The organism is Stenotrophomonas sp. 78350_Sma (assembly GCF_056482105.1).
Genome location: NZ_CM151182.1, coordinates 3,639,322 through 3,650,371 on the forward strand (window position 1 = coordinate 3,639,322; position 11,050 = coordinate 3,650,371).

An 11,050-nucleotide genomic window follows, 5' to 3' on the forward strand; every position below is an offset into this window, starting at 1 on the left:
GGCCCGCGCCGGCGATGCTGGAAAGATGCGGTTGCCCCACCCCGTTTCAAGGGTGGCTGCGACTGCTCCCCGAGGCCAGTCAGCCTGCGGCCAGCATGCCGGAGCGGGTGTGGTCGGCGCGTTGATCCGGATCAGTCATGCGCGGTGGGCGGGTTCAGCGGCTGATCGCGGTACGGAAAGCGCGCAGCTGCTGCTTGACCGCCCGCGCCTGGGCTGCGTCCATCCGTAGCAGGACCTTCTGGCCGATGGACCGCGACTGCAGGGTCGAATCGACGAAGCGGTAGCGGCCGCGCTCATCGCGTTCCACCAGCGGCGCCTGGGCCAGTTCCGGGGTCTCCAGCAGGTGATCGATCACCGCGACCAGGCGATCATTGAAATATCCGTCGGGTCGGCCCAGGTCCACATAGGCCTGCTGGATCAGCGGATAGAAGCGCTTGTAGGCAGTGGCCGTCGTCGCCGGGTCCAGCGCGGTGAAGGCCTGCACATAGGGCGCATAGCGCGCGGCGTTGCTGGCGGCGATGCGTTCGCCACCCTCGCCGGGCTCGACCTGCAGGCTGCCCGGCAGTGGCCTCGCGGCCAGTGCGGTGGGTGGCACGCTGGGCTTGTCCAGGTTGTCGACCTGGGTGACCAGGCGCTGGATCAGGTGATCTCGCAGCAGCAGGGTCAGCGGGCCCTCGCCCTGGAACAGCTGGCTCAATGCCCCCCAGACCGCGCTATCGCTGTCGGCCAGTTTCGGCAGCGCGGGATCGGCGGCGGCTTCGGTATCCAGCGGATGCCTGATCGGCGGCGGTGCTGGCGCGGGTTCTGCGGCCGCCTGCGGTTGTGGCGGTGCGCTGGTACTGGCAGGGCTTGATTGCACCGGCACCGAAACACCGTCTGCCAGGCTCTTCAGCTGATCGCGGAACAGCCAACCGCCCGCACCACCGATGACTACCACTCCCAACACCCAGGGCCATACCGCCTTTCCACTCTGCATGATGCAGCACCTCGTTTCACACGCATGGAGAAGGTGTGACCCCACCGATTGCAGCCGGTTCCCCGCCTGTTCCGCTGCCGTTCGGGTTGAGCCCTGCAGCAAGGCCGCGCTCACACTTGCTTTGCATGCCGCGCGCGAGGCTGTGAGCCTTGTTCTGAGGAGCACTGCCATGCAGTACGCGTTGTACTACTGGACCGGCATCCAGGGCCGTGGCGAGTTCGTGCGGCTGGCGCTGGAAGATGCAGGTGCCAACTACATCGACATGGCACGGGTGCACGGCGACGCGGTGATGCAGCCGTTCCTGGACGGTGGCAGCGAAGGCGCACAACCATTCGCGCCACCGTTCCTGAAGGCGGGACGACAGGTGATCGCACAGGTCGCGGCCATTCTCGATTTCCTCGGCCCGACGCTGGATCTGGTACCGCAGGCGGCGTCGCGACGGATGCAGGCGCTGCAACTGCAGCTGACCATCGCCGACCTGGTGGCCGAGGTGCATGACACCCACCACCCCATTGCGGCCTCGAAGTACTACGAGGAGCAGAAGACCGAGGCCAAGGCGCGTGCAGTCTCGCTGCGCAGCGAACGGTTGCCGAAGTACCTCGGCTACTTCGAGCAGGTGCTGGCGGCCAACGGCGGCCGCCATGCACTGCGCGAGCATTCGTATGTGGATCTGTCGCTGTTCCAGCTGCTGAGCGGGCTGGACTACATGTTCCCGCGCCGCATGCAGGCACTGGCACCGACCCTGCCCCTGCTGCGCGCGCTGCAGGAGCGGGTGGCGAAGCGGCCGAACATCGCCGCCTACCTGGCCTCGGAGCGGCGGCTGCCGTTCAACCCCCATGGCATCTTCCGCCACTACCCGGAACTGGATGGAGAGCGGTAGTGCCGGCCGCTGACCGGCAACCACACGATACGTCTACAGCCCACCGCGTTGCCGGCCAGCGGCCGGCACCACCGTGGGGTCAGCTGTTTTCACCCAGCGGCCGCACCGGCTGCTTCTGCAGCGAAAGCAACCCCAGCAGCAACGCCAATGCCACGTAGGCCCCCGCGAACTGCCAGCTGATGGTGCGCGCCAGCCCTTCCAGGTCCCACGGCAGGTAGATGCCGCCGCGCGGGTCCACCGAGTGGATCAGGCCGAACAGGGTCAGCACCGCCGCCACCAGCAGGAAACCGCAGGCGCGGCGCAGGCGCCCATCGACCATTGCCGCCACCGCCGAGATCCACAGCATCGAGGTGATGATGAAGCCATTGCCGAGGGTGAAGATCACCGCCAGCTCCGGCAGGCCATGCCCGTCGAGCTTGGTCAGCAGCTGCGGCAGCTGGTCCGGCGCGATCCAGCCCGGCGCCTTGATCGCCAGCAGATAGGCCACCGACGGCAGGAAGCCGAACACCATCGCACCGGTATGGTGGCGCGGCGTGGCCTGGAAGGCCTGGGTGGTGATGTCGATGGCCACGTACACGATGATCGGTGCCAGCACCGCCAGCGGCAGCCACTGCACCAGCCCCGAGATGATGCCCAGCATGCCGCCGATGCCAACGAACAGGCCGGTCAGCAGCGTATAGCCGCTGCGTGCGCCCATGTGCTTGTACGCGGGCTGGCCGATGTACGGCGTGGTCTGCGCAACACCGCCACAGACACCGGCCACCAGCGTCGCCACCGCTTCCACCAGCAGGATGTCACGGGTACGGTAGTCATCACCGGCCGCACGTGCGCTTTCAGAGACGTTGATGCCACCGACTACCATCAGCAGGCCGAACGGCAGCAGCAGCGGCAGGTAGGTCATCGCCGTGGGCAGGCCATCAAGGAAGCCCAGTGTCGGCAGCGGCAGCACCACCTGCGGCGGCACCCACTCCGGCACGTGGAAGCCCGGCGCGCCCAAGCCGGCCAGGCCGAGGCCGTAATACAGCACGGTGCCGAACACGAACGCCAGCAGCACGCCCGGCCCTCGCACCGGCAGCTTGCCCTTGGCGATCAGCACGTACAGCAGCAGGCCCAGCGTGGTGAAGCCGACCAGCGGCGAACGCAGCGTTTCCAGCAACGGCAACAGGCCCATCAGCACCAGCGCGATGCCGGCAATGGAGCCCAGCAGCGCCGCACGCGGCAGCGCACGGGTGACCGCTTCGCCGAAGAACGACAGCACGAACTTGAGCACGCCCATGATGACCAGCGCGGCCATGCCCAGCTGCCAGGTGGCGATGCCCGCAGCGTGTGGGTCCATGCCCTGCTGCTTGAAGGCGATGAAGGCCGGGCCGAGCACCAGCAGCGCCATGCCGATGCTGGTAGGTGCATCCAGGCCAAGCGGCATGGCGGTGACATCATCGCGGCCGGTGCGCGCGGCCAGCCGGCGCGCCATCAGGGTGTACAGCAGGTTGCCGACCAGCACGCCGAAGGCGGTGCCGGGGAACATGCGGCCGAATACCACGTCGGCGGGGAACTGGAAGATCCCGACCAGCGCCATGGCGATGAAGCCGAGAATGGACAGGTTGTCGACGACCAGGCCGAAGAAACCGTTGAAGTCACCGGCGACGAACCAGCGACGCGGTGCGGCGGAAGCGGGAGCGGACATGGAAGGGGCGGCGGGGGTGGGGACCGCCGATGGTAGGCCCAGCGGGGCCGGCGCGCCAATTCCGTCATGGAATGATGGGTTCCAGCGAACGGCGGGGCCCCTCGTGGCTGGGGGTTGGTCGCCAAAAGCAGCCTTGTCGGAGTGGGCCGTACGGGGTGGGCTGCGCAGGACACGCCGTAAACCCATCCCTGGGGGCTCGATGGCGCCATCCATGGCGCCAACGGTCCTGCGCAACCCACCCCGCCCGACCCCTGACAGTTTCCTGCGCGTGCCAGCCACGGAAGAGAATCAAAAGATCAAAAGCAAAGGCAGGCTCTCGTTGTAGCGCCGAGCCCACGCTCGGCCGCTGTACGCGAAGCCTCTTAGCCGAGCATGGCTCGGCTCTACAGAAGATCATTCCGATCATTCTTTCGTTCATCCACGCATGGCGTGGATCCACCGTGTCGACCAAGGTCGACACCCACCAGTGCAATATGCCGTTCCGGCAGATTGCAGGAAACTGTCGAAGGCGGGGTGGGTCCGGATGCGGGGGCGTGAGCGCCATGGATGGCGCGACCGAGCCTACAGGGACGTATTTACGGCGTCCCCCGCAACCGGACCCACCCCGCCTACCCACGGCAAACCTGCTCTTGACCTTGCTTCGGCGGTTGCCGTGGTTTCGGCGGGTGCAGGGCGCAGCCCTGCATCGACCACACCCCTCACTTCTTCAGGAAATTGTCCACCAGCAGATGCTTCACATCATCGAAGCGGCCGTTCAATACCGCCTTGGCGGCATACAGCGCCGTACCGGCCACCTGCTTGGCTTCGATCTGCGGCGGCATCACCAGCTCGGCGCGGCTGGTATGCACGTCCAGCAACGCCGGGCCGCGCTGCGCCAGGAAATCCTGTACCGCTTCCTCCAGATCCTCGCTGCGGGTCACGGTGCGGCCGTGGAAGCCGATCACTTCGGCAAGGCGGCCAAAATCCGGGTTCTTCAGGTCGGTGTAGTTGTCCAACAAGCCTTCCACCTTCTGCTCCAGCTCGACGAAGTTCAGCGAGCCGTTGTTGAACACCACCACCTTGATCGGCAGGTTCTCCTGTACCGCGGTCAGCAGGTCGCCCAGCAGCATCGCCAGGCCACCATCGCCGGACAGCGAGATCACCTGCCGGCCCGGGAATGCTTTCTGCAGGCCCAGTGCCTGCGGCATCGCGTTGGCCATCGTGCCGTGCAGCAGGCTGGTCAGCGCGCGGCGGCGGCCGTTGACGCGGATATGCCGCAGCACCCACACCATCGGCGAGCCGCCGTCGGCGGTGAACAGTGCATCGTCGGTCGCATACTTCGACAGCAATGCGGTCAGGTGCTGCGGATGGATCAGCTCGCCCTCACCGGGCTGCTCTTCCTGCTCGCGCTTCTTCAGCGCCTTGTCGCGACGTTCGATGCACTCGTCCAGGAAACTGCTGTCCTCGCGTGGCGGCAGCATCGGCAGCAGCGCATCCAGCGTCGGTGCGATGTCACCGACCACGCCGAGGTTCACCGGGTGGCGGCGGCCGAGGTGGCTGCCATCGCGGTCGACCTGGATGATCGTCGCCTTGTCCGGGTAGAACTGGCCCCAGGCGAAGTCGGCGCCGAGCAGCAACAGCGTGTCGCATTCCATCAGCGTGTGGAAGCCGGACTCGATGCCGAAGATGCCGGTCATGCCCATGTTGTACGGGTTGTCCGGCTCGACGAAATCCTTGGCACGCGAGGTGTGCGCGACCGGCGCCTGCAGACGCCGGGCCAGTTCCAGCAGCTGCGCGTGCGCGCCCTGGCAGCCGGCGCCGGCGTAGATGCCGATGCGCTTGCCCTGCCCCAGCAGTTCAGCGATACGCTGCAACTCGGCATCCGACGGGCGCAGCACCGGCTGGGTATAGTGCACCGAGAACGGCACATCGTGCTTCACCTCGGCCTGGCTGATGTCGGCCGGCAGGATCACCACCGCCACGCCACGGCGGCTGATCGCCGCCTGGCAGGCCAGGGTCACCACGCGTCGCGCCTGCTCGGCGCTGTGCACCTGCTCGCAGAACACCGAGCAACTGGCGTACACCGCCTTGAAATCCACTTCCTGCGGGAATTCCATGCCCAGCTCGCTGGTCACCACCTGGCTGGCGATCAGCACCATCGGCGCGCGGTTGCGGTTGCTCTCGAACACGCCGTTGATGAAGTGCAGGCTGCCCGGCCCGCAGGAGCCGGCGCAGGCGGTCAGCTCACCACTCACCAGCGAATCGGCGCCGGCGGCAAACGCCGCCACTTCTTCATGGCGCACGTGCACCCAGGCGATGTCACTGCCATGCATCGCATCAGTCACATGGTTGAGCGTATCGCCCACGATGCCGTAGCAACGTCGAACGCCAGCCTGCTGCAGGGCGTCCACCACGATTTCGGCCACGCGCTTGCTCATCGGATACATCCTCGAACGGGGGACGTCCGAGGCTAGACCTTGGCAAGTGACGCCCCCGCAAAAAAAAGGGACGGAGGGAATCAAGTCGTTTGTGGCATATACGACTTGATTCCCTCCGTCCCCTTTTTTCAATCGTTGACGTTGATCCACCCCAGCACGTCGCCGCGCTTCGGGTTGCGGTAGCGCAGTTTCACCCAGCCGTCCTGTTCATCCAGCATTTCCACGCGGTCGCCCCGCACCAGATAGCGCTTGGTGCTGGTCGCGCCGGGTCGGTCGAACAGGAACAGGCGTGCTGGCACCACGGTGGCCTGCTGCCCCCGCAATGGCCCATCCGGCGGTGCGCCCAGGCCATCGGCAATCGCGCTCTCCAGCACACGACCGGCAGGATCGTAGGTGCGCCAGACCGCCAGCGGGCCCTGTTCATCGGCCTGTTCCCACTGCAGCACGGCGTTCACCGTATCGCCCAGCATCAGCACATTCTCGCTGCGGTAAAGGTAGAGCTTTGCGCCTGCGAACCGGTACTGGTCGGCGTACCACATCGGGCCGCTGCGGCAACTGCTGGTGAGGGTGCGGGTGGCAACGTCCACGCTCAACCCCATCAGGTCACCGCAGCTGTCCTTGCCGTGGGTTTCGGCCTGCAGCGCGCGGAACTCCGCGCTGGCCGGATCGAAGCGGTATACCGTCACCGCTTCATTGACCATCCCCACCGAGGCGCGCGCGACCAGTTCCGGATAGCCATCGAAATCGACGTCCTCCAGACCCCACCGCGAATTGCCGTCGGTATCCGCAGCGCCCGCCAGCACCTGGCGCTTGCCCGACGGCGACAGCTGCACCGCCATGCTTCCGTCCTGCTGGGGATCGGCGTGCGCCTGCACGTGAGCGGCCACCTGGAACCGCAGTGTTTCTCCGTCGTCGCCACTTGCCTGCGCCGACGGTGCCAGCAATCCCGCCAGCATCAGGCCCAGCACGCATTCCCTGTGTTTCATCATCGCTCCCTGCGGCACCGCGGCGGCGCCTTCAACTCAGAACGATACCTCCACCGGCTGCCGCGACCACAGCACCGATTGATGCTTGGTCTGCTGCTTCCACGCCACGCGGATCGCTTCGATATCGGCGCGGCGCTGCGGGGTGTCCTCGTGCAGCACCACCAGCACCTTGGTGCGCAGGCGGTTGGGCGCGGCATCGCCGCGGAACAGCCATTGGCCATAGGCATCGAACACGGTCAGGCCATCCGGGAGGCGCGGAGTCACTTCCTTGTCCAGGAACGTGCGCCATTGCGCCTCGCTGATGGTGTCGGCCTGCGGACGGTTGCCGGCGCCCTGCTCTTCGCCCACGCCGAAATACAGCTCGCTGCGCACCCAGCCGTGGCCGGCGGACGGGCGTGCGGCATCGCCCTTCAGTTCGGCAGTAGTGGCCGTGGCATAGGCGCTGGGCGCCTGCGAGGACAGGCTGGCACAGCCGCTGGTGGCCAGCAGCACGGCAAAGACGAGGCCAAGGTGTTTCATCGGTACAGCTCCGGGGAAGGGGGACAGGGCGAGCCGGCAGCGTACAGCGCCACCGGCCCGGCGTGCTGATGCCAGCAGGGCATCAGCTCATGCCGGACCGGCAGGGGCTTGCATCTGCACCGGCCATCACGCGAAGATAATATATCGCTTCATCCGGATGGATGTAAGTGAAACTATCTCCCCCTTCCCCGTCGTCGTTGTTGCTGGAGCCCCCATGTCCGCCCGCCTGCCCGCGTCGCCGCTCGGCCTCGCCATCGCCCTCGCGCTTTCCTCCGCCGCCGTCCCGGCCCTGGCCCAGGACGCCACCAACCTGGACACCGTGATCGTCACCGGCACCCGTGCCGCCGACCGCACCGTGCTTGAATCCACCTCGCCGGTGGATGTGCTCACCGCCGAGGACATCCGCAAGGCTGGCGTGGTCAACGGTGAACTGGGCAGCGCGCTGCAGGCGCTGCTGCCGTCGTTCAACTTCCCGCGCCAGTCCAACTCCGGCGGTGCCGACCATGTGCGCGCGGCACAGCTGCGTGGCCTGTCACCGGACCAGGTGCTGGTGCTGGTCAATGGCAAGCGCCGCCACCACACCGCGCTGGTCAACACCGACAGCAAGATCGGCAAGGGCACCACACCGGTCGATTTCAATTCGATCCCGGTCAGCGCGATCAAGCGCATCGAAGTGCTGCGCGACGGCGCCGGCGCGCTGTACGGATCGGACGCCGTGGCCGGCGTGATCAACGTGATCCTCGACAACGGCGGCGACGGTGGCGAGATCGAGGCCAGCTACGGCGCCAACCACACCGACCTCAAGCCGATCGGCCGCACCCTCACCGACGGCCAGACCGGCAACATCAGCGCCAAGGTCGGCACCTCGCTGGGCGAGGACGGCGGCTTCCTGCGCGTCGGCCTGGAATACAAGCACCGCAACGGCACCAACCGCGCCGGCTTCGACCAGATTCCGCCGTGGGACCAGACCCCAGGCAACCTGGCACTGCAGGGCAAGCGCAACTACGTGCTGGGCGATGGCAAGAGCAAGGACATCAACCTGTGGCTGAACACCGAGATCCCGGTCGGCCAGACCTCGACGTTCTACGCGTTCGGTACCTTCAACCAGCGTGACACCGAGGGTGCGAACTACTTCCGCTACCCCGACGGCGACGCCAACTGGAAGCAGGTCTATCCGAACGGTTACCGGCCGATCTCCGAAGGCGAGAACCGCGACGTGCAGGCCGTGGCCGGCGTGCGCGGCCAGTGGGGCGAATGGAGCTACGACGGCAGCCTGGATTACGGCCAGAACGACTTCACCTACCGCCTGCGTGATTCGCTCAACGCGTCGCTGGGCCCGACCAGCCCGACCCGTTTCAAGACCGCCGATTACGAGTATGCACAGACCGTGGGCAACCTCGACCTGAGCCGCGTGTTCACCCAGAGCGAGAGCATCAGCCACACTCTGGGCCTGGGCGTGGAAGCGCGCCACGAGCGCTACCAGACCCGTCCCGGTGACCCGGCCAGCTACGCCGCCGGCCCGTTCACCGACCGCCCGACCGGTTCGCAGGCCGGTGGCGGCCTGACCCCACAGGATGCAGCCACCCTGTCACGCGATGTGGCCAGCGCCTATGCCAGCCTGTCCAGCCAATTCGGCGAAAAGTTCTCCACCGATCTGGCCGCGCGCTACGAGCACAACGACGATTTCGGCGGTGAACTGACCGGCAAGCTCGGCCTGCGCTACGAATTCACCCCGGCGTTCGCGTTGCGCGGCGCCATCTCCAACAATTTCCGTGCGCCGTCGCTGGCACAGATCGGTTACGAATCCACCTCCACCGGCTACAACGCCGGCGGCCAGCTGGTGCAGGGCCGCCTGCTCTCGGTCAACAATCCGATCGCGCGTGGGCTCGGCGCCCGTGACCTGAAGCCGGAGAAGTCGCTCAACACCTCGCTGGGCTTCACCAGCCGCATCGGCGAGCATTTCGACCTGTCGCTGGACTTCTTCCAGATCGACATCGACGATCGCATCGCGCTGTCCGAGAGCATCACCGGTGATGCGCTGACCGACTACGTGGCCGCCAACTACGGCGTCACCGGCCTGCAGAGCGCCAGCTTCTTCGTCAACGCCGCCGACACTCGCACCCGCGGCGCCGAACTGGTGAGCAACTGGCGCCAGTCGCTTGGCGATGGCCAGCTGCTGCTGACCGGCACCTACGCCTACACCAAGACCACGCTGAAGAACGTGCTGGCCACACCGGCGCAGCTGCGCGCACTGAACCCGGACTACGTGCTGTTCGGCATCGAAGAGACCAACACGCTCACCGATGCCACGCCGCGCACGCGTGGCAGCTTCTCCGCCGCATGGAGCAACGATCACTGGTCGCTGAGCACCCGCGTGAACCGCTACGGCAGTGCCACCCGCGTGTTCAACTTCGGTGACGGCTACATTCCACGCCAGACCTACCAGGCCGAGTGGCAGCTGGATGCGGAAGTGGAGTACCGCATCACCCCGCAGTGGAGCGTGGCCATCGGCGGCCAGAACCTGACCGACAACTACCCGGATCGATCCAACAGCGATATCCACTACTTCGGCAACCTGCCGTATGACGTGCTGTCGCCGATCGGCAGCAACGGCGCGTACTACTACGGTCGCGTCCGCTATACGTTCTGATCGCTCCGGGTAGGTACGGACCGTTGGTCCGCACGACCCGGTAGTGCCGGCCGCTGGCCGGCAACCTCAGGGTGCATCCATGGACCATGAAGTTGCCGGCCAGCGGCCGGCACTGCCCTGATTCGTAGCCTGCCCTCGACCCCACGTACACGCCCACGCTGGCAAGCTGGGCGTCATGGCTGAACCGCTCCCCCTGCGTCCGCCACCGCCCTTGCTGGACGACGCCTGTGCGTTGTTCCTCGATGTCGATGGCACCCTGATCGAATTTGCTGCACGCCCGGATGCCGTGCAGCTGCTGCCGGATGTGCGTGAAGCCATCGGCCGCATCAGCGACCGCCTGGAAGGTGCCGTGGCACTGGTCAGTGGTCGCCCGCTTGAGCAGCTGGACAAGCTGTTCGCCCCCCTGCAACTGCCTGCCGCCGGCCTTCACGGCCACGAACTGCGTGGCCAGGATGGTCGCGTACTGCGCGACGAGCACGGCGACGACACCGCCGAATGGCTGCACGCGCTGCACCAGCAGGCAATGCGCTTCGCCCATGGCCATCCGGGCGTGCTGGTGGAGGACAAGGGCGTCGGTCTGGCCCTGCATTGGCGCGGTGCCCCGCACGCCGCCAGCGATGTCCGCGCGTTCGCTGACCGGCACGTGCGCGGGCGTACCAGCTATCGCCTGCAACCCGGCGACCATGTCGTCGAGTTCGTCCCCGTAGGCACCGACAAGGGCCGCGCAGTGCGGAGGATGATGCAGTACCTGCCCTTCCGCGGCCGCCTGCCGGTATTCATCGGCGATGACCTCACCGATGAATTCGGCTTCGATGCTGCCAACGGCCAGCATGGCTGGAGCGTACTGGTGGGCGAGCGGGAACCCAGCGCGGCGGTGTTCGCACTGCCCGACATACGCAGCGTGCACGCCTGGCTGCGTGAGAATGCCTATTGACCCG

Annotated in this window: 8 protein-coding genes; 3 read left to right on the forward strand and 5 right to left on the reverse strand. The window is 66.7% G+C overall.

From position 1 onward, the window contains the following. Positions 1-154: 154 nt before the first annotated feature. Complete coding sequence (locus tag ACZK4H_RS16880) at positions 155-976, reverse strand: DUF3014 domain-containing protein (RefSeq protein WP_099551285.1); 822 nt, start codon at positions 974-976, stop codon at positions 155-157. A 169-nt stretch (positions 977-1,145) separates the two neighbouring features. Here ACZK4H_RS16880 and ACZK4H_RS16885 point away from each other — a divergent pair, with 169 nt between their 5' ends. Beyond that, positions 1,146-1,856: a glutathione S-transferase gene (locus ACZK4H_RS16885; protein WP_099551284.1), complete on the forward strand. Its 711-nt coding sequence runs from the start codon at positions 1,146-1,148 to the stop codon at positions 1,854-1,856. Positions 1,857-1,935: 79 nt separating this feature from the next. Here the strand turns inward: ACZK4H_RS16885 and ACZK4H_RS16890 are convergent, their stop codons facing one another. From ACZK4H_RS16890 to ACZK4H_RS16905, 4 genes are all read right to left on the reverse strand, one after another. Next, the gene (locus ACZK4H_RS16890) at positions 1,936-3,540 is read right to left on the reverse strand and encodes a SulP family inorganic anion transporter (RefSeq protein WP_099551283.1); all 1,605 of its coding nucleotides are present in this window, start codon (positions 3,538-3,540) and stop codon (positions 1,936-1,938) included. Between the two features lie 698 nt (positions 3,541-4,238). Then, the gene (locus tag ACZK4H_RS16895; protein WP_099553709.1) at positions 4,239-5,957 is read right to left on the reverse strand and encodes a thiamine pyrophosphate-dependent enzyme; all 1,719 of its coding nucleotides are present in this window, start codon (positions 5,955-5,957) and stop codon (positions 4,239-4,241) included. A gap of 128 nt (positions 5,958-6,085) precedes the next feature. Then, positions 6,086-6,943, reverse strand: a complete 858-nt coding sequence (locus ACZK4H_RS16900) for an SH3 domain-containing protein (protein WP_099553803.1) — start codon at positions 6,941-6,943, stop codon at positions 6,086-6,088. A gap of 36 nt (positions 6,944-6,979) precedes the next feature. After that, positions 6,980-7,462 carry a DUF3574 domain-containing protein gene (locus ACZK4H_RS16905; RefSeq protein ID WP_099553711.1) on the reverse strand — a complete coding sequence of 161 codons (483 nt, stop codon included), beginning with the start codon at positions 7,460-7,462 and terminating at the stop codon, positions 6,980-6,982. A gap of 214 nt (positions 7,463-7,676) precedes the next feature. Here ACZK4H_RS16905 and ACZK4H_RS16910 point away from each other — a divergent pair, with 214 nt between their 5' ends. After that, entirely contained in the window at positions 7,677-10,112 is a 2,436-nt protein-coding gene (locus tag ACZK4H_RS16910) for a TonB-dependent receptor plug domain-containing protein (protein WP_099553712.1), read from the forward strand. A 175-nt stretch (positions 10,113-10,287) separates the two neighbouring features. Beyond that, complete coding sequence (gene otsB / locus ACZK4H_RS16915; RefSeq protein ID WP_099553714.1) at positions 10,288-11,046, forward strand: trehalose-phosphatase; 759 nt, start codon at positions 10,288-10,290, stop codon at positions 11,044-11,046. Positions 11,047-11,050 lie beyond the last annotated feature (4 nt).

What these genes read in the sequence shown, in the direction of transcription:
- ACZK4H_RS16880 (WP_099551285.1), bottom strand. Translation starts at nt 976, where the DNA reads ATGCAGAGTGGAAAGGCGGTATGGCCCTGGGTGTTGGGAGTGGTAGTC.
- ACZK4H_RS16885 (WP_099551284.1), top strand. Translation starts at nt 1,146, where the DNA reads ATGCAGTACGCGTTGTACTACTGGACCGGCATCCAGGGCCGTGGCGAG.
- ACZK4H_RS16890 (WP_099551283.1), bottom strand. Translation starts at nt 3,540, where the DNA reads ATGTCCGCTCCCGCTTCCGCCGCACCGCGTCGCTGGTTCGTCGCCGGT.
- ACZK4H_RS16895 (WP_099553709.1), bottom strand. Translation starts at nt 5,957, where the DNA reads ATGAGCAAGCGCGTGGCCGAAATCGTGGTGGACGCCCTGCAGCAGGCT.
- ACZK4H_RS16900 (WP_099553803.1), bottom strand. Translation starts at nt 6,943, where the DNA reads ATGAAACACAGGGAATGCGTGCTGGGCCTGATGCTGGCGGGATTGCTG.
- ACZK4H_RS16905 (WP_099553711.1), bottom strand. Translation starts at nt 7,462, where the DNA reads ATGAAACACCTTGGCCTCGTCTTTGCCGTGCTGCTGGCCACCAGCGGC.
- ACZK4H_RS16910 (WP_099553712.1), top strand. Translation starts at nt 7,677, where the DNA reads ATGTCCGCCCGCCTGCCCGCGTCGCCGCTCGGCCTCGCCATCGCCCTC.
- otsB (WP_099553714.1), top strand. Translation starts at nt 10,288, where the DNA reads ATGGCTGAACCGCTCCCCCTGCGTCCGCCACCGCCCTTGCTGGACGAC.